We start from the raw sequence: 19,179 nt of genomic DNA on the forward strand, positions 1-19,179 counted from the left end.
GATCAATAAACTGAAAGTGATCAAGCGCATCATGTATGGTCGTTGTTCCTTCGCTCTTTTAAGAAATAAAGTCTTATTGTTGGAGAGATTCCATTCAGTCAACTAACATTGGAAAGAACCACATTTATCTTGCAAAACACATTATTCACGAAAAAGAATAAATTCACTTTGAAAAACAAATAAAAGTGTAGTCGTGTTTTACAAACGTGTCTATGAAGAAGTGTAATGATATTAATACTTTCATCGTAAATTAAATTATTTTAACCACTATTCCTATCAATATAGTCAAAGTGTAACAGTTTAATCTGTTTTAATGGAATTGAGAATGAAGAAAACAAAAGCAAAAGGCCTTTCACTTTCCAAAAAACAAAATATTTGGTAGAGTCTTGATAGATAGAAATTATGTATAAAAAGGAGTGAATCAGATGAAGAGATTGACTAAGCTATTTGCTTTGTCTATGACAGCTGGCATGTTATTGGCAGCGTGTGGAGACACAACTGATGACGACATGAACACAGATTTTCCAGGTGTAGATGATCCAGCTACTGAAGATATGGATCCAGAAGATGAGATGGAAGATGGAGCAATTGACGAAAGTGATGATGATGAATTGGATAATGATGCCGGAGACGATGTAGACGGATAAGTCTTATTATAAAAAGATTGCATTAAAGATTAAAGGATAAAGGAGAGAGTCACAATGAAGAAGCTTGCCAGACTTTTAAGTTTGAGTTTAACGGCAGGTATGTTGCTTTCTGCATGTCAAGTTGATCCTGAGGAAGTAGATGAGGAGTTTCCAGGATTGGAAGAACCAGCTGATGACGGAATAGATGACGGTTTGGACACCGACACTGACACTGACACCAACGGCTAAGAATAAGTCTTAATTAACAAAGGAGGGAATCAACCCATGAAAAAACTATCCAAGTTGCTGGCATTAACAATGACAGCTGGGATGTTACTTGCGGCGTGTGGAGATGCTAACAACACAGACGAGCCTGTTGCGGATCCGAACGTTGAAGAAGGCTTGGAAGATGATGTAGATAATGGCATGGACGATACAGACACTGATACAGACACTGATACAGACACTGATACAGACACAGACGGGTAAGGAATAATTGATTGAGAGTAGAGTTACTATTTAAATAAAGGAGAGAGTAATTGATCATGAAACGCGTATAAAAATTGTTAGCAGCAACATTGACAGCTGGGATGTTACTGGCAGCTTGTGGAGATGCTGCGAACGATATGGAGGACCCTGCCGTTGAAGATGGACTAGAAGTTGATCCATTTGATACGAATGGTGATCCGGCAACGGATGACGGTTTAGAATCAGAAACAGATATGGATTTAGATGATTCTGACTCAGACAATTAATTATTAGCGAACACATTTAATATAAATAAGGGGGCTGGGAAATAACTAGCTGAATTAGAAGACACCGTCAAATCTAGGAAAAATGATCCTTGATTTGACGGTGTTTTTAATTACTCAGATTTATAAATTGTTACTAAAAGGTGACTTTTTTCCCATCCCCCTTTTAAAATGGACAGCATTAATCGAGTAGATAGTTCTGCTTAACTTCAACAGTATCATTCTTAATATACACTCGGGGAATGCGTTTACCAATGCCACACAAAATTTCGTAATGAAAGCTATCACTCATATCTGCCATCGTATAAATTGATGGATACCCTTCAGCCGGATCTCCAATGTAAACAAGTTCATTGTCTTTACTGAATCCTTCGATATCTGTGACATCAACCATCAGTTGATCCATACATATACGCCCAATAATAGGTGCTTTTTCATTCTTTCTATTCAAATACCAACGATTAGATAATTCTCGAGGGATACCGTCTGCATAACCAAGCAAAATAGTCGCTATTTTACTTGGTTTTGAAGTGATAAACGATCTGCCATAGCCAATGCTTTCGCCTGCTTCAACGTCTTTGATAAAAGCAGCATGAGTAACGATTGTCATAATAGGCTTAAGGTCGATAGTCTTAGTCATTGTTTCATCAGGATGGTATCCAAACAGGGAGATGCCAGTTCGAATCATATCCAGATGATACTCAGGGTAAGCCAAAGCGGCAGCTGTATTACAGCAGTGGGTGATATCAAAATCTAGACCGCGATGTTTTAAATCTTCCACTATAGCGATGAAGCGTTCATATTGTTTTTTTGTATACGTAGGGTCTTCTAAATTTTCTGCTTCTGCAAAATGCGTGTATATCCCCTCAATGTGAATAAAGTCTGATTTCAATGTCTGACATAACATTAAGGCATCTTCTTTATTTCTAACGCCTATGCGGCCCATACCAGAGTCAATTTTTAAATGGACAATTACGTTCTTTTGCATTCGCTCTGCGTGATGATAGACAGCTGACGCAATGTCTTTTGAATAGACAGTTACAGCGATATCATGTTCAATAGCTACTGGAATGGTATCCGGTTCGATGGGGCTTAGTAAAAGAATGGGACTGGTAATACCTGCCTCACGAAGCTCCATAGCCTCATCCAATACCGCTACAGCTAAATAGTCTACATTTAGCTGTTCAAGGTGCTTCCCAATTTCTACCGCACCATGACCATAGGCATCTGCTTTTATCACAGCCATAAATTTAGTATGGGAAGAAAGTTTTTCCTTCAATTTATTAACATTATAAGATAATTTATTTAAATCTATTTCAGCCCGTGTGTAACGATAACTACCGTAATTCACCTGAATCATCTCCTTTACACTGCTTAGTTTAACATGAAATGTGGAATATATTCTCACTTGAATGCTAAATCTTCGTGATTTTTTTCGTGAATTGGTATGATTGATTTGTGACATATAGAAAAATGTAAGGGTTATGAAGGAGGAGCAGTTATGTTGAAAAACGGGAGATTTGTTATGCTAAGCGGGGCAGTGCTTATGCTGGCAGCCTGTACAACTAACGATACAACAGACGAAACAAATGGATCACAAGAAGATGGAGTAACTCAAATAGAAGAGTCAGGACAAGAAGATGCGGCAACTGATGAAACGTCAGATGAGACTGAAGACCTTGATTTAGAAAATGCCGGAACAGACGAGGAAGTGGCCTCTATTACAGTTGAAATGTATAACACAGAAGCTGAACGCGTGGGTCGAGCTATCTTTGATGAAGGAGAAAATGGCGTGACCATCATTCTTACTTTAGAAGACATACCAGCCGGAGAATACGGTATGCACATTCATGAAGTCGGTATGGCTACGCCACCAACTTTTGAAGATGCCGGAAGCCATTTTAATCCGACTGATGCCGAACATGGTTTTGATAATGAAGCGGGGCACCATTTAGGTGACTTACCTAATTTAGTTGTTCCAGAGAACGGGATAGTCAATGAAGTCATTGAAGTTGAAAAGGTCTCCTTGTTGCCTGATGTAGACTATACGTTAGCAACCGAAGAGGGGACCTCACTGATTATTCACACAGAAGCAGATGATTACGAGACAGATCCATCAGGTGATTCAGGTGAGCGAATGATTGGTGGAGTTATTTTCGCCCCACAAAATTAATAGTCAATTAAGAACGAGAACAGGTCGTATCACCTTCGTCATTCGAATGGTGATGCGACCTATTTCTCAAAAAATTAAAAATACTCAGCTGATGACAATTGATATGCCAAGCTGAGGGAGCTTCCCAAGATAAAATAGAAGGTCATCTGTGTAGGCACAAACAGATAAAAATCTTTCACCTTCTTATTACTTCCATCTAATTGAATCCATATAAGGAAGTAGGCAAAACCAGTGAGGAAGCCGAGTATAAGAAACATAGGCATCATTTGGATAGGCCGAAGATAACCGTAAAACAAGCCAACAATAAAACCAAACGATTGAAGTAAATACCGCTGCGTGTTATCTGTCATTCTATCCCTCCTCACAATTAATTTGCCCCTATTGTATCATAAGAGCCTCAAAAGGTTAAACTTGTTTAATTGTCTTGAGATTACTTTACCCTAAACCGATCATGCCGTTAGTGTAAAGTTCGATGACAAGATACAAAGAAGACGTAATTGCGCCCCCTATGATAAAATACATGACCATTTGAAGAGGAATAAACCAGGAAATTTCAGAAATCGGTCGCTCATTATCTGTTGCAGTTTGAGAAAAAATAAAATAACCGACTCCAACACCAATCCCTAATATAGGCAACATCGACTGCATTTGCAAAGGCCTTATCCAACCAAAAGCTAATCCGATTAGAAAACCAGCTAATTGAAATAAGCGGCGTTTTCTCTTTTCGGGCATGATAATTCCTCCCTTAATTGTTTTCATTATTGTAGCACATCGTTAAAAGGTTAGTTCATGCTAATGTTTCATCAGTTAAATCAACAAGCCTCAATTCACTTGCGAATCGAGTAGTTGACAATAAAGAAATCATTCAGTATGCTTAATGTATCTTATAAGTAGAGGAGAATCTATTAGGCCAATGCGTAACTAATCTCATTTTCTAGAATAAACAGTCGCCAGTCCAAATAGGACGTCTATTTAGACTGTGGTTTTTTAGATAGAATGGGAGATAGTTAGTTAGGCCAATGCTAGAGGGAGTCTCTCTATTTTTTTGCCAAGACAACTAATTTTGTAACCTCCTATCCTATCTTAATGATGGAATAGGAGGTTTTTTGTTGATATTCATTCAATAATTGACCCCTAACGTAATGAAAGGAATGAATAGTATGCCTTTAATTTCTTTGCATGATATGAAAAAGAGTTATGGTGATCAAGTCTTGCTTGATATTGACCATTTAGCCATTCATAAAGGGGATCGAATAGGTTTAGTTGGAAGTAACGGGAGTGGAAAAACAACACTCCTTCGTATACTGGCAGGAGATCTTGATCCAGACCATGGAAGTGTATATAAAGAGACCTCCGTGAGTGTTTTACCACAATTGAAGCAGACAAGTGAAAACAAAAGTGGTGGGGAAGTTACAGCGGACTATATTATAGATTCCCTTAATCAAACAACCGAGTTACTGTTGGCAGATGAACCCACAACACACTTAGATATGAGTCACATTGAATGGGTAGAAAAAGCGTTCCAACAGTTTCAGGGAAGTTTTGTAGTGATTTCTCACGATCGGAACTTCTTAGATAGAGTGTGTCAAACGATATGGGAATTAGACGATAAAAAAATAGTCCCTTATAGCGGCAATTACACAACCTATAAACAAGAAAAAGAAAAGGAAAAACAGCATCAGCAAACAGAATATGAAAAGTATATCAAAAAGTCTAAACAACTAGTTGAAGCGAAAGAAAAGAAAGCAAAACAAGCAGAAGACATGCTGAAAGTTAAGCATATTCAAGGTGGCAAAGTTGTCTATACTGAAAGTTCCAGTGATTTTTATCAAGCTAAGGCTAAAAAGTTGCATAGAGTACAAAAGTCTATGGAAAGTCGTTTAGAGCGCTTAGAAAAAGTAGATAAGCCAAAAGAAATAGAACAGGTAAAAATGAGTTTGCCTAATATGGACAGAATTCATAAGCAATTTATTATTAGAGGCTTTAATATTGAAGGCGAAGTACCTAATAAATTGTTATGGAAACCGGCAACGATAACAGTTAAAGGTGGAGAAAAAATAGGCCTCATTGGTCCAAATGGAAGTGGTAAGACTACATTAATTCGTAAAATAATAAACGAAAACGAGACATTTACACTTTCACCAGCGATGAAAATAGGCTACTTTTCACAAGATTTAAGTGTGTTAGATACTGAAAAGACAGTATTAGAAAATGTGTCAGAAGCTTCTGTTCAAACAGAAACATTGATTCGAATTATATTAGGACAATTAAAGTTTAAAGGCAATGATGTCTATAAAAAAGTGTCTGTCTTGAGTGGAGGAGAGCGTGTAAAAGTTTCCTTAGCCAAACTGTTGGCAGGAAATTATAACACCTTAATATTAGATGAACCAACGAACTTTCTAGATATTCAAGCTGTGGAAGCTTTAGAAACTCTATTGAAGCAATACGATGGAACTATTATTCTAATTTCACATGATCGCTCATTTGTATCGGCTATAGTCGAAAAGTTATGGATTTTGGAAAACGAAGAGTTACTAGAGTTCACAGGTTCATATTCTGAATGGGAGCAACGAGAGATTAAAGCCTCTATGACAAATTCAGAAGAAGAACTAATGAGACTTGAAAATGATATCGTTAAAATACTGAGTGAATTATCATTGAGTCCGTCTGAAGAAAAAGATAAGCAATTCCAAAGACTATTAGAAAAAAAGAGATCCTTACAAAAGAAATAAGGAAAAAAAGACATGTCCTCAAGTCGAGAGACATGTCTTTTAACTTACATATTAGTTCAATAAAGCTGGTGCCCCAGGTCCAAGTGGTAATCCAGTAAAGTACCAGATAACCAATAAGACTGTCCAGAAGAGTAAGAAGGCAATTGAATAAGACAACATGGTAGATATCAATGTTCCAATTCCACTCTTCTTGTCATAACGTTGAGCAAAGACAAGAATCATTGCAAAATAACTCATTAAAGGTGAAATGATGTTAGTGGATGAATCGGCAATACGGTAAGCCATCAAAGTCATTTCGGGTGCTATATTTAGTTCAAATAGCATAGGTGCAAAAATCGGTGCCATAATAGCCCATTTAGCAGAAGCTGAACCAACAAATAAGTTGATAAAAGCAGTAACAATAATGAAGCCTAGAATTAACGGTAACCCTACGAAGCCAATGGCCTCAAGAAGGTTAGCTCCACCTACAGATAAAATCGTACCTAAATTAGTATAAGAGAAATAGTTAATGAATTGAGCGGCGAAGAAAGCTAGTACTAAGTAGCCACCCATTGAACTCATAGCTTCAGCCATACCTTGGACAAAATCGTGGGAGGTCTTGATTTTCCCAGTTGTGCGTCCATAGAAGTAACCAGGAATGGCGAACAGTAAAAAGATCATAAAGATTAACCCTCTAGATAAGAAAGCATCCAATGTCATTAACCCTGAATCTTCATTTAATGCTCTTAATGGTGCATTTTCTGGAACCATTAGTAAAGCCATAATACCTAAGAATACAAGTAAGGCAATTAAAGCATGACGTAAGCCTTTATTTTGAATATCTGTAATAGGCTCATCATTCGGACGATAATCTCCCGTATACTCACCGAGTCTCGGTTCGACTATTCTTTCAGTCACGAAGGCGCCAACAGCAGTTAATACGAAGGTAGATGCAATTAAGAAATACCAGTTAGCTGTAACAGCTACTTCGTAATCAATACCTGCTGAAGTTAACGCTTCATTTGTAATCCCGACAAGTAAAGCGTCAGTTGGTCCAATCATTAAGTTAGCAGAGAATCCACCGGACACTCCGGCAAAGGCTGCGGCCAAACCAGCAATGGGGTGACGTCCTGCTACAGCAAACATGATCGCTCCAAGAGGAATAACCACAACGTATCCAGCATCGGATGCAATATTAGAAATAATACCTGCAAAGACAACAGATGCAGTCAGTAAACTTGTAGGAACATTGGTAAGTAATTTTTTCAAACTTGTTCCAATTAACCCTGTCCATTCAGCTACACCTACACCTAACATAGCAACAAGTACGGTTCCTAAAGGTGCAAAGCCTGTGAAGTTAGAGACAGCACTGTTGAAAATGTAGGATAAGCCGTCTGACGTCATCAATGAAACAGCACCAATAGTGGCATCTTCTCCAGCATTGGCATCGAAATAGGTGACACTCACTCCTAAACGTGCAACGATTTCAGAAATAATAATAATAGCAAGTGCTAAAATTAAAAATAAAATGACGGGGTGAGGTAGTTTATTCCCTACCCTTTCTATCATACCCAAAAAACCTTTATTTGGGTGTTCTTCTTTTGTATTCATATTTTCCCTCCTGTTTTTAGTAAATATGTTAAAAAACGAAAAGACAGATTTTAATATATAACTAATTAAAATAAGAATCTGCTCATCTCGTTTTTATTAAGCAACGCTCTTATTTTAATACAAACCGCTATAAAGTTTCAACTAGAATCGAAAATTTGTTAATATATAATATGTGAAATAAGATTGATATAACTGGTATAATCATTTAAGAAAGATTGAATGACATTTTTTATCACATAAAGTGCGATAAAACCATAGTAACCATTTTTAATTAGGAGATGTTAAAGTGAACCAACCGTTTAAACAAGAAAAAGAAATTACATATTTCATGTGTGACCGAACCAACCGATTGACCTTATCTATGCTGGTAAATATATTAATGGACATATCGGAGAAGCATTCCGCTTATTTAGGAACAGGCGAAGAAGTCGTTAAAGGTATGGGATATAATTGGATTATTCTTCATTACGAATTTCAAATCGAGAAGATACCAAAGGTTAATGAAAGAGTTGAAATAGAAACGATAGCCACTGAATACAATAAGCTATTTACTTACCGTGATTTTATTGTTAGGGATAAAGACAATAACGATATCATAAAGGTTAAAACCACCTTTGCATTAATGGACTTAGAGAAACGAAAGATGGCGCGACTTCCAGAAGAGATTATCGCTCCTTATCAAGCAACCTTTTCAAAACGTATTAGACGAAACACAAAACCACAGCCTGTTGATAATGAACGTGCTAGTCAGAAAGTATACAGTGTCCGTTATTTTGATATCGACAGCAATAATCATGTAAATAACTCACAATATATTAATTGGTTACTTGATAGTATGGATGGAACCTTTTTAGCGACTCATACAGTGAAACACGGTATCATTACCTTTGACAAGGAAGTGAATGAAGAAGATACGGTCACCAGTTCATCAAGCAGACGAGTGGCAAATAATAGTATAACGGATCATCAGATTACAGTTGACGGAACCATCCATGCAACGGCAAGCTTTCACTGGTACACAGCCTAAGAAAGGAGGCATTTATGGTAACAATTAATGATATTGCTAAAAAAGCAGGCGTAGCTAAAAGTACAGTATCCCGTTATTTGAATAATGGTTCAATCAGTTCGGAAACGAAAAAGATTATTGAAGCAGTTATTGAAGAAACAGGCTATATGCCTAACACTTTTGCAAGAAGCCTGAAAGCTCAGCGAACAAATATGTTGGGCATGATAATACCCAGATTAAGTTCTGCTTCTACCAATGAAGTGCTTGAAGGTGTGGACGCAGCTGCAAGAGAGCTTGGCTACCATATACTGATCACCAATTCCGATCAAAGTAAAGAGAGAGAGTTGGCCAATATTCAGACATTAGCTAAGCAAAAAGTAGAAGGTATTATTATGTTAGCTAGAGAAATAACAAATGAGCATGAAGAACTAATCAAAAATACCAACATTCCATTTTTATTAATTGGTCAAAGGACGGAAGGTATTCACAGCATCATTCATCAAGACTACGAAGCTGGTTACAAAATTGGTCAATATGCGGTAGAACTGGGCCACCGCCACTTTTTATATGTAGGCGTTCCAGAGTATGACAAGGCAGTCGGTGTAGAGAGAAAGAAAGGGTTTTTGGATGCAGTCAGTCAGCATGAGGGGACGAGAGTGGATATATTGGAAACCGAATTTTCACGGTCCATCTCTTATGAGAAAGCGAAACAAAGCTTGCCTAAAACAAAAGCAACCTATATTGCCTGTGCGACCGATAATATTGCCGTTGCAGTTTTGAAAGCAACGAATGAATTAGGATATTCTATACCAGGCGACTTTTCGTTGTCAGGCTTCGGGGGATATGATGCTACTAGTTATGTGACTCCCACCATAACAACAGTCGGATACCCGTACCGTAATTTAGGAGAAGAAGCGGTACTGAAAATGCACAAATTAATTACTAAAGAAGCTGTACCGATGTTGTCTGAATTGTCTAATAGCCTTTTAATTAAACAATCCACAAGAGAATTTAAAAAAAATAGAAAAGGCTTTCTTTTTACTTGATTTGGGAAGCCTTTCTTGCTATATTTAACTTGGAACCGGTTCTGTTAATAGCAGGCCGAACAAATCCTATAAAAGGAAAGGATGACAAACATGAAGTATGAAGAAACGGTCGCCGCGATTGTAGATGCAGTCGGGGGAAAAGAAAATATCAAGAATTTTGAGCATTGTGCGACGCGCATGCGCATTATCTTGAAAGATGACAGCAAAGTTGATAAGAAGAAAGCAGAGGAAGTCCCAGAATCCAGAGGCTATTTCTTTAACACTGGTCAACATCAATTCATTTTCGGCACTGGAAAAGTGAATGCGGTTCACAGTGACTTTGAACAAGTCTTGGGTGGATCGACAGGAGAGAGTAGTGGGAACTTCAAAGATGATGTGTATGCCAACTTGAATCCAGCCCAAAAATTAGTCCGAATTCTTGCAGATATTTTAGTACCTCTTATTCCAGCACTTGTCACAACCGGACTATTAATGGGTGTCAGAGGCCTCTTACTTGAACTTGGGGTTCAAATGGATGCAAACTGGTTAACCATGTTTGAAATGTTGACAGATACAGCCTTTGCTTTCTTGCCAGTTCTCATTGCCTATAGTGCCACACGTAAATTTGGTGGGAATGTTAGTATTGGTATTGTAGTCGGATTAATGATGGTTGCACCTCAGTTACCGAACGCGTGGGCTGTTGCCGGGGGTAATGCCGAACCATTAACCTTGTTAGGTATTGATGTCGTCGGATACCAAGGTTCTATTATTCCAGCTATTGTGGCTGGGTATTTAGTATCAAAAATCGAAAAAGGGCTACGTAAGTTTGTGCCTGATGTATTAGATTTAATTGTGACTCCTTTTATCTCTTTATCTGTGACAATTTTCGTGATGCTACTTGTATTAGGACCGATTTTGCAAACGATTGAATCTGGTGTCTTAAACGGTATTGTATGGTTAGTTGAAGCACCACTTGGTATAGGCTACATTATTTACTCAGCTTTCCAACAATTAATTGTTATTACTGGGTTACACCACTCATTAAGTATTATTGAATTAGGTTTACTTTCAGATACAGGTGGAAACGTCTTGAATGCTTTGGGAACAGCTTCTATGGCTGGTCAGTTCGGTGCGGCAATTGGAGCTGCATTATTAATGAAAAACAAAGTCAAACGTGCAAACGCGATGTCTTCAACAGTATCGACATTGTTCGGTATAACGGAACCTCTATTATTCGGGGTTAACTTAAGATCCTTACGTGTTTTTGCATCAGGTATGATTGGTGGAGCAGCTGGCGGATTTATGGTTTACATCTTTGGCTTGGCAGCTTCTGGCTTTGGTATTACCTTTATTCCTGGTATCTTGCTTTATACCTACAGCCCGGCAGCTATGCTTCAATATATTATTGTTATTGTCGTCGCTTTCGCAGTCGGCTTCTTATTAGTTAGAGTTCAAAGTAAACCGATTAGAGAAGAAATAAATGCAACATCTGGAGAAGGAAGATTATAATGAGCAACTTAACTAGTGACTACTGGGAACAGCTTGCTAAGACTCAAATTGAATTAAAAGAAAAAATTGAAAAAGATAATTGGCGATTAGACTACCATTTAATGCCTGAGACTGGATGGATGAATGATCCCAATGGCTTGGTTCAATTTAATGGCACCTACCATGTTTACCATCAGTATGTGCCGGATAATCCTGATGGTGGACTAGTCCATTGGGGTCATAAAACGTCAAAAGATTTGGTTCATTTTACTGAAGAAGAGATTTTTCTCTCTCCCGATCAGACATATGATAAAGATGGTGTCTATTCAGGAAGCGCCTTTGTAAAAGATGACGAAATCCATTTCTTTTATACAGGAAATGTGAAACATCCGGGGGAACATGATTATACCTTTAGTGGTAGAGAACAAAATACGGTACACGTTGTTAGCAAAGATGGCTTTACGGTGGATTACAGAGAAGTCTGTATACCCCATGAAGACTATCCGGAAGGTTTCACAGATCATATAAGGGATCCGAAAGTATTTGAAAAAGATGGGATGTATTATATGGTCTTAGGTGCCAGAGCGCTCAACCACCGTGGTAAAATTCTTTTGTATAAGTCAGACGATTTATATACGTGGACATACCATGGCATTTTTCTTGAGGGTGAAAAAGAAATGGGCTACATGTGGGAATGCCCAGACTTTTTCGAGCTCCCTCAATCAGATATACTCATTTTATCCCCACAAGGGTTGAAAGCAACGGAGTATGAATTTGAAAATCCTCATCAGGCTGGTTATTATCTAGGTCGAACGGACTGGAAAACTCACCAATTTATTCCTGAGAGTGAATTTAAAGAATTGGACCGTGGCTTTGATTTTTATGCCCCACAAACGTTTTTAGATGAGTCAGGCAGACGACTGTTGTTTGCATGGATGGGGATAGGTGATACGGTTCCAGAATATTCTAATCCGACTGTTCCACGCGGTTGGCAACATGCCTTAACCATGCCAAGAGAATTGACTGTAGAAAACGGCTTACTCAAGCAACGCCCATTAGTGGAATACCAAACCCTTCGTCAAAAGGAAATGGCTCTGAAGGAAAGTATCGATGGTCAATATGAGCTGACAGTTCCTCAACAAGAGACATTTGAATTGCTGGTTGACGTGGAAAAACTAGACGGAGATTTATCGATTCATTTAAAAGAAGACACGGTTCTCACGTTCGACGGGAACATCTTTAGTTTAAACCATGGGGTGTCTGGTTACGGTCGATCTGTTCGATCAGTAGAGGTAGGTAACCTGGAGAGAATTCATGTGTTTGCAGACACGTCATCACTAGAGATATTCTTAAATGATGGGGATTATGTCATCACGTCTCGCGTTTACCCGAAACAGTTAAAAGAGAATATTTTAATTGAAGGGCAGACCGATTTGGCACTATCTTATTGGGAATTAAAGAAATAAACGATTTAAAAAAGGACAAAGGCGATAGTAGCCTTTGTCCTTTTTAACTCTATTTCAAAAATTTATCTTGAATCTCTTTGTGTGTTAAGTTGTGTTCGAGTAAAATAAGCAATTTTAACCGTGCTTTGGGGCCGCTTAAGCCTGGGGCAAATAGAACGCCCAATTCTTTTAGATGTTTACCTCCGCCTGTATAAGCATAAATGTCTTGAGCTATCCCGTTAAAGGCTCGAGAAACGATGACAATAGGAATATCGGCTTCAAGAAGTCTTTTTAAACCAGGCAAGGTTTGAGGAGGTAAATTACCTGCTCCTAAAGCTTCAATGACTACACCGTCGACAGATGAGTCAGCCAATGCATCAAATAGCGTACTATCCATTCCAGCATAAGCTTTTAAAAGGGTTACTTTTTTTGTTAGCTTATCGACTGGATAGGTTTCAGTGAAGACTAATTTTTGGAAGAAACGCACTTCATGTTTGGATACGATACCTATTGGTCCAAAGGTTGGGGTACGGAAAGTGGCTACATTTGTTGTGTGAGTCTTCGTGACGTACCTTGCTGTATGAATTTCTTCATTCATCACAACTAATACACCCTTGTCAAAAGCGTCTTCTGACAAGGCCGTCCAAATTGCATTTTGCAAGTTTCTAACCCCATCAGAACCGATTTCATCGACTGTTCGCATGGCACCGGTCAAGACAATTGGAAAGGGTGCTTCTGTGGTTAAATCCAAGAAATAAGCCGTTTCTTCTAATGTATCAGTTCCGTGTGTTAAAACAGCTCCGTCGTATATACCTTCTTCTCCTGCCGTCATTAATCGCTTTTGAATAAGTAGCATCTCTGCTGGTGTAACGTGAGGCGATGGGAGTTGGAAAATATCTTCTTCAATTATCTCTAAATTTTCTTCAAATAAATGCCCGTATTGATGCAGGGGGTGTTCATCGGTAGGTTTCACTGCACCCGTTCGTTGATCTGTGCTCATAGATATGGTTCCACCAGTATGAATAAGCAGTATGCGTTTCACTATTGACGTCCTCTCCAATCATTAAAAAATGGATTGGTTTGCTTTTCATAACCAATAGTGGTATCCCTACCATGACCTGGATAAACAATGTAGTCATCCGGCAAAGAAAACAGTTCATTAATTATGGAAGGAAGTAACACTTCCGGTTCGCTTCCAGGCAAGTCACTTCTACCCACACTTCCACGGAACAAGGCATCACCTGAAACAACAAAACGACTATCATCAAACACAAAACTCAAGCTTCCAGGTGAATGACCGGGAGTTTCAGCAACATCAAAAGTGAATGGACCGATGTTAACGGATTGATTTGCTTCCAATGTGTATTCAGCTGGCTTCGCACTGATTTGGTTGGGACTATAGATAGATAAATTAAGCGTTGGGTCAGAGAGCCACTCTTGTTCTTCTGGGCTCACGTAAACGGGAATATCATAATCCACGCGAAGATCTTCTAAAGAGCCAATATGATCATAATGGGTGTGCGTTAGTAATATCGCAATCGGAACAACGCCTAGTGCTTCCATTTCATTTTTTATTTTACTCGTTTCATCACCAGGATCGATGATTAGAGCGTCTTGTCCTCTATAGATAATGTAACAATTTTCTTCGATTAAACCTGTGACTAGTTGTTTGACTTGATACATAAAAAATCCCCCTTAAATCATATCTATTAAAGTATAACGGATATTGCTAAATCTGTCGAAAAAAGCTTTCTTAAGAAGGTGATGGAAAGGGTAGAACAGACATTGATCACTGAGTCTACAAAACGGTAAACGTGTATGATAAGATAAGGAGCGAATGAGAAAGCAGATCACAGTAGATAAGAAGGGTTAATGATGAATAAACAATCACATAATGAAAATGAAACGAAAGCACTGGCTTCTTTGATAGCCAAGCATTTAAAACCGAATATGACAATATTATTAGAAGGGCAATTGGGTGCCGGAAAAACAACCTTTACAAAAGGGATAGCTGAGGCACTAGGCATAAAAAGAGTCATAAAAAGCCCAACTTACACATTAATAAGAGAGTATACAGATGGTCGACTTCCTTTATATCATATGGATTTATACCGAATGGAAGATGCAGAAGATGAAGAGTTAGGTCTTGACGAATACTTCTATGGTGAAGGAGTCGCTATTGTCGAATGGGGATCGTTTATGCAGGAATATCTTCCAAAAGAGCACCTCAAGATAACGATAAACGTTGATGCTGAAACAGAAACTCGCATAATTAACATTGAAGCGGTCGGTAATGCATACGAGGATTTAGTGAGGAGAGTGTCTAATGAGTGGTGATTCGCATTCTTTTGACGTTGTGATAAGAGAAGCCGTACCTGATGATGCTGAAGTCCTAATTGACTTCTTAAAACGAACGTCTTCTCAAACCGACTTCTTAACCCAAGGTGAAGAGGGCATCGGAGTCACGGTAGAAGAAGAGCACCATCATCTGGCTAATATTTATGAATCAGAAAACAATAGTGTCCTCCTTGCCCTTGCTGACGACAGGATGATTGGAATAGCTACAGTGAGTGCTTCCAATAAACCCAAAGTGAAGCATATCGGTGAAGTAGGTATTGTCATTGATAAAGAATTTTGGGGAATGGGTCTGGGCACGTTAATGGTTTATGAGCTAATTGATTGGTCTAAAACGTCTGCAGTTATTAAACGGCTGGAGTTAAGAGTCCACGAAAAAAATGCTCGGGCAGTTGCTCTTTATAAGAAGATGGCATTTCAAGAAGAAGCCGTTATCGACAGAGGGTTAAGAATTAACGATGAGTACGTAAAGGTTATTCAAATGAGTTTGTTAGTATAAAAAATAAGCATCCGGTTTAAGAGGGGGCCCTCCTTAACCGGATGCTTATTAGTCATTTTTTATTATGTCGATTTAATGAACCGTTTAAGTGACGCAAAGCCATATTCTTTTTCTTGATTCAATAAAATAGTAGCAGCAGCTCTAGCATCATCCATCGCATGGTGGTGATTAAATAAAATGCCATAATGAGCAGCGACTGTATTTAATTTATGATTCGGTAATAGTTTAAGCAATTGGCGTGACGATTGAACGGTACAGAGTGTCTGAAATGAAGGTTGAGCAATATTATAATAGTTCAGTGTGCCTTGCAAGATTCGTTTATCAAATGGCATATTATGCGCAACAACAAGCTGATCTGGGGTAAAGTAGTCTTGCATCTGTGTCCAGACTTCAGGAAACTTTGGAGCGTCTTGAACATCTGATTCCTGAATGCCGTGAATAGATATATTCATTCGATCAAACCACGTTTCTGGTTGGATCAACGAATAAAATTCATCAACTATCTCATTATCCCGAACTATGGCAAGAGCAACAGAACAGGCACTGTGTGTTTGGCGATTGGCTGTTTCAAAGTCAATAGCAGTAAAATTCATTTATAACCCTCTTTATCTTATAATCTATTTAACAGTTAGTTACGAAAGTATAGCAAATTTAAAGCGGTAAGGAAAGAGCCTTTAATGAATCAAGACTTCCTTAACCAACATGAGCCCCATAAAGACAGGTTTATCTATAAACCAACTAGTCTTTATGGGGCTCAAAGCTGTAGGACTACTACCTAATTAGACGTGTTAAACAGCTTTACTTGGTAACACAATTTTCTTCAATTCCATAATGATTGTCGTAGCTAAAGCTAACCCGGCAGCGATGGCCCATTCAGTTAAACCAAAGTCCGTTGGAATAGAGAAAAACTCTCTAACAAAAGGAAGCAGTGTAATACCATACAAACCTGCACAAGCAATAAAGGCAAGAATGACAAATTTATTCTTTGAGAAGCCAGCTTGAATGCTTGTTTGAGTAGTTGAACGAGCTGGGAATACTTGCAATGATCTAGATAAAATCAATGTGGTAAATGCCATGGCAATACTCATTTCATTAGAATACTGCAAGCCGATAAATTGAGATATAATAACCGCGATACCAATAACTGTTCCACGGAAAACAACCGTTTTTAACGTCCCACCAGCAAAAATAGACTCATTGGGATCACGTGGCTTCTCATCCATTACAGTTGGTTCGCCAGGCTCAAGTCCTAAGGCGATTGCAGGTAAGGAGTCGTTAACTAAGTTAATGAATAATAATTGTAAGGTTGTGAACGGGCTAACCCAGTTCATAAATAAAGCGACAAGAATCGCAATAACAGCACCCAAGTTTCCGGAGAAAAGGTAGGCTGTCGCCTTTTTAATATTACTATAAATCGTTCGACCAACTGATACAGCACGAACGATGGAAACAAAGTTGTCATCCGTTAAGATCATAGCAGAAGCATCTTTTGCGACATCTGTTCCGCTTCCCATAGCAATACCGATATCAGCTTGTTTCAAGGCGGGTGCATCATTGACGCCATCACCTGTCATAGCCGTAATTTGATTTTTCTTTTGCCATGCATCAACAATTCTAATTTTATTTTCCGGTGTGACACGAGCGTACACACTAATTTTTTCAAGATTTGCTAGCAAATCCTCATCAGAAATTTGATCCAATTCCTGACCAGTATAGGACAAATCGCCTTCTTTAAAGATATTTAAGTCTCGAGCAATCGCTCGTGCTGTTGTTTTGTGATCACCTGTAATCATAACAGTTTTGATACCTGCTTTAGCAGCATCTTCAACAGCGTGATAGACTTCTTCACGAGGAGGGTCAATCATAGCCAACAAGCCAACGAATATCAAATCACTCTCATCTTCAATTGCAACGGCTTCTGAATCCACCGGTTTATAAGCGAAGGCCAATACACGAAACGCTTGGTTTGAGAATTCTTCATTTTTTTGGAGAAGCATATCAACATGCTCTTCAGTCATGTCAACGACTTCACCGTTCATTTTTATACGAGAACATAATGAGATAATGACGTCTGGACCACCTTTAGTTAATAAAAGGGTCTCGTCATTTATATTATGAACAGTAGACATACGTTTTCTACTAGAGTCAAAAGGCAGTTCAGCTAAACGAGGGTATTTTTCTCTTAAACTTTCATAAGGAACTCCTTGTTTATTACTGTAGTAAATTAAAGCAGCTTCTGTAGGGTCACCACTGGTTTCTCCCTTTTCAGTAATCGTGGAGTCATTGGCTAGAACGGCTATTTGTATTAATAAACGTTCAGATTCAGACCACGTTTCTGGTTTATTTGAAAATAAGCTCGATTCACCATTAGGAATAAACTCATCGACAACTGTCATTTTATTTTGCGTTAAGGTACCGGTTTTATCAGTACAAATAACTCCTGTGGATCCTAATGTTTCGACAGCAGGAAGTTGGCGAATGATAGCATGTTGTTTAGCCATTTTGTTTGTCCCTACAGATAAAACAATCGTAACAATTGACTGTAAGGCTTCAGGTATAGCAGCAACGGCTACAGCGATAGCAAACATAAACGCATTAAGCAGTGGGACATAAATATCATCTGGGTTACCTAAGAAGATACGAACAGCTTGAACGGCAAAGATGAGAATAGATAAAATTAAAATGCCAAGGCCTAGTTTCTTACTAAAAGCTTCTAATTTAAGTTGTAAAGGCGTTTGTTTGGCTGATGCACTTTGAATGAGCTGAGCGACTTTCCCCATTTCAGTGTCTTCACCAATCTCAGTGACGGCCATTTTAGCACGGCCATAAGTAACCAGCGTGCCACTAAATACCATATTGATACGATCAGCTAGAGGTGTATCTTCATTTAAAGCCTCAATAGATTTTTCGGACGGAACGGATTCACCCGTTAAGGATCCTTCAACGACTTGAAGAGATTCTGCTTCAATTAAACGTCCATCAGCGGGAATATTGTTACCAGCCTCCAATACAACAACATCACCAACTAATAATTCTCGGGATTCAATATTTGCTGTTCGTCCATCACGGATAACGGTAGTAGATGGAGTGGACATCTTACGTAAGGATTCCAGTGAGTCTTCTGCTTTTTTCGTTTGAACGACGCTCAAAATAGAGTTTAAAATAAGTACAGCAAAAATAATGAGCGACTCAATAGCTTCTCCTAATAAAATTTGGATGATAGCGACGATTAATAACACAATGACCATTGGATCCTTAAACGTGTCAATAAACATAGATAAAGTGGACTGTTTATCTTTACGGGCAATCTCGTTATAGCCTTGTTCCTCTCGCCGACGAGCAACCTCGTCCATACTTAATCCACTTGAAGAGGTCTTTAAAGACTCCAAGACAGTTTCTGTTGATTCTTGATAATGTTTCATTGATTTATTCCTTTCTTTGGTGTTTTACATGCGCTGGTGAAGTAACTTATGTGATAAAAATATATA

20 protein-coding genes are annotated in these 19,179 nt (G+C 38.5%); 12 read left to right on the plus strand and 8 right to left on the minus strand.

What is annotated here, in order from left to right:
- Positions 1-425 precede the first annotated feature (425 nt).
- The 4 genes from C3945_RS03535 to C3945_RS03550 all read left to right on the plus strand — a co-directional run bounded on the left by C3945_RS03535 (position 426) and on the right by C3945_RS03550 (position 1,381).
- A complete protein-coding gene (locus tag C3945_RS03535) occupies positions 426-647 on the plus strand; it encodes a hypothetical protein (RefSeq protein WP_202623282.1) in 222 nt (73 codons plus the stop codon).
- A gap of 54 nt (positions 648-701) precedes the next feature.
- On the plus strand, positions 702-875 hold the full coding sequence (locus C3945_RS03540; RefSeq protein ID WP_161878313.1) for a hypothetical protein: 174 nt from the start codon (positions 702-704) through the stop codon (positions 873-875).
- A 36-nt stretch (positions 876-911) separates the two neighbouring features.
- Positions 912-1,115, plus strand: a complete 204-nt coding sequence (locus C3945_RS03545) for a hypothetical protein (RefSeq protein WP_161878314.1) — start codon at positions 912-914, stop codon at positions 1,113-1,115.
- Positions 1,116-1,204: 89 nt separating this feature from the next.
- A complete protein-coding gene (locus C3945_RS03550; RefSeq protein WP_161878315.1) occupies positions 1,205-1,381 on the plus strand; it encodes a hypothetical protein in 177 nt (58 codons plus the stop codon).
- A 178-nt stretch (positions 1,382-1,559) separates the two neighbouring features.
- On the opposite strand, the gene alr is transcribed toward C3945_RS03550, so the two are convergent.
- Entirely contained in the window at positions 1,560-2,729 is a 1,170-nt protein-coding gene (alr, locus tag C3945_RS03555) for an alanine racemase (protein ID WP_161878316.1), read from the minus strand.
- A gap of 150 nt (positions 2,730-2,879) precedes the next feature.
- Between alr and C3945_RS03560 the strand changes: the two genes are divergently transcribed.
- A complete protein-coding gene (locus tag C3945_RS03560; RefSeq protein WP_161878317.1) occupies positions 2,880-3,551 on the plus strand; it encodes a superoxide dismutase family protein in 672 nt (223 codons plus the stop codon).
- 74 nt (positions 3,552-3,625) lie between these two features.
- Here C3945_RS03560 and C3945_RS03565 read toward each other — a convergent pair whose 3' ends face one another.
- Together C3945_RS03565 and C3945_RS03570 are read right to left on the minus strand one after the other, a co-directional pair.
- Positions 3,626-3,901, minus strand: coding sequence for a hypothetical protein (locus C3945_RS03565; protein WP_161878318.1), 276 nt, complete (start codon positions 3,899-3,901; stop codon positions 3,626-3,628).
- Positions 3,902-3,986: 85 nt separating this feature from the next.
- Positions 3,987-4,283: a hypothetical protein gene (locus C3945_RS03570; protein WP_161878319.1), complete on the minus strand. Its 297-nt coding sequence runs from the start codon at positions 4,281-4,283 to the stop codon at positions 3,987-3,989.
- Positions 4,284-4,711: 428 nt separating this feature from the next.
- Here C3945_RS03570 and abc-f point away from each other — a divergent pair, with 428 nt between their 5' ends.
- Positions 4,712-6,283 carry a ribosomal protection-like ABC-F family protein gene (gene abc-f, locus C3945_RS03575; protein ID WP_161878320.1) on the plus strand — a complete coding sequence of 524 codons (1,572 nt, stop codon included), beginning with the start codon at positions 4,712-4,714 and terminating at the stop codon, positions 6,281-6,283.
- Positions 6,284-6,334: 51 nt separating this feature from the next.
- Here abc-f and C3945_RS03580 read toward each other — a convergent pair whose 3' ends face one another.
- On the minus strand, positions 6,335-7,873 hold the full coding sequence (locus C3945_RS03580; RefSeq protein WP_161878321.1) for an AbgT family transporter: 1,539 nt from the start codon (positions 7,871-7,873) through the stop codon (positions 6,335-6,337).
- Between the two features lie 286 nt (positions 7,874-8,159).
- Between C3945_RS03580 and C3945_RS03585 the strand changes: the two genes are divergently transcribed.
- The 4 genes from C3945_RS03585 (at position 8,160) to C3945_RS03600 (ending at position 12,858) form a co-directional block, all read left to right on the plus strand.
- On the plus strand, positions 8,160-8,900 hold the full coding sequence (locus C3945_RS03585; RefSeq protein ID WP_161878322.1) for an acyl-[acyl-carrier-protein] thioesterase: 741 nt from the start codon (positions 8,160-8,162) through the stop codon (positions 8,898-8,900).
- 14 nt (positions 8,901-8,914) lie between these two features.
- Positions 8,915-9,925, plus strand: a complete 1,011-nt coding sequence (locus tag C3945_RS03590; protein WP_161878323.1) for a LacI family DNA-binding transcriptional regulator — start codon at positions 8,915-8,917, stop codon at positions 9,923-9,925.
- Between the two features lie 90 nt (positions 9,926-10,015).
- Entirely contained in the window at positions 10,016-11,413 is a 1,398-nt protein-coding gene (locus C3945_RS03595; protein WP_161878324.1) for a PTS transporter subunit EIIC, read from the plus strand.
- On the plus strand, positions 11,413-12,858 hold the full coding sequence (locus C3945_RS03600) for a glycoside hydrolase family 32 protein (protein ID WP_161878325.1): 1,446 nt from the start codon (positions 11,413-11,415) through the stop codon (positions 12,856-12,858). The genes C3945_RS03595 and C3945_RS03600 overlap by 1 nt, the downstream gene beginning before the upstream one ends.
- 49 nt (positions 12,859-12,907) lie before the next feature.
- Here C3945_RS03600 and C3945_RS03605 read toward each other — a convergent pair whose 3' ends face one another.
- Together C3945_RS03605 and C3945_RS03610 are read right to left on the minus strand one after the other, a co-directional pair.
- The gene (locus C3945_RS03605) at positions 12,908-13,879 is read right to left on the minus strand and encodes an asparaginase (RefSeq protein ID WP_161878326.1); all 972 of its coding nucleotides are present in this window, start codon (positions 13,877-13,879) and stop codon (positions 12,908-12,910) included.
- Positions 13,879-14,520 carry an MBL fold metallo-hydrolase gene (locus C3945_RS03610; RefSeq protein ID WP_161878327.1) on the minus strand — a complete coding sequence of 214 codons (642 nt, stop codon included), beginning with the start codon at positions 14,518-14,520 and terminating at the stop codon, positions 13,879-13,881. The genes C3945_RS03605 and C3945_RS03610 overlap by 1 nt, the downstream gene beginning before the upstream one ends.
- Before the next feature lie 192 nt (positions 14,521-14,712).
- Here C3945_RS03610 and tsaE point away from each other — a divergent pair, with 192 nt between their 5' ends.
- Together tsaE and C3945_RS03620 are read left to right on the plus strand one after the other, a co-directional pair.
- Positions 14,713-15,174: a tRNA (adenosine(37)-N6)-threonylcarbamoyltransferase complex ATPase subunit type 1 TsaE gene (gene tsaE, locus C3945_RS03615; protein ID WP_161878328.1), complete on the plus strand. Its 462-nt coding sequence runs from the start codon at positions 14,713-14,715 to the stop codon at positions 15,172-15,174.
- Positions 15,164-15,691: a GNAT family N-acetyltransferase gene (locus C3945_RS03620; protein ID WP_161878329.1), complete on the plus strand. Its 528-nt coding sequence runs from the start codon at positions 15,164-15,166 to the stop codon at positions 15,689-15,691. Before tsaE ends, C3945_RS03620 begins: the two co-directional genes overlap by 11 nt.
- 62 nt (positions 15,692-15,753) lie before the next feature.
- Here the strand turns inward: C3945_RS03620 and C3945_RS03625 are convergent, their stop codons facing one another.
- Positions 15,754-16,284, minus strand: coding sequence for a 3'-5' exonuclease (locus tag C3945_RS03625; RefSeq protein ID WP_161878330.1), 531 nt, complete (start codon positions 16,282-16,284; stop codon positions 15,754-15,756).
- 195 nt (positions 16,285-16,479) lie between these two features.
- Positions 16,480-19,113, minus strand: coding sequence for a cation-translocating P-type ATPase (locus C3945_RS03630; protein WP_161878331.1), 2,634 nt, complete (start codon positions 19,111-19,113; stop codon positions 16,480-16,482).
- Positions 19,114-19,179 lie beyond the last annotated feature (66 nt).

Origin of the sequence: Alkalibacterium sp. MB6, assembly GCF_009935905.1 — a bacterium.
GTDB lineage: Bacteria > Bacillota > Bacilli > Lactobacillales > Carnobacteriaceae_A > Alkalibacterium.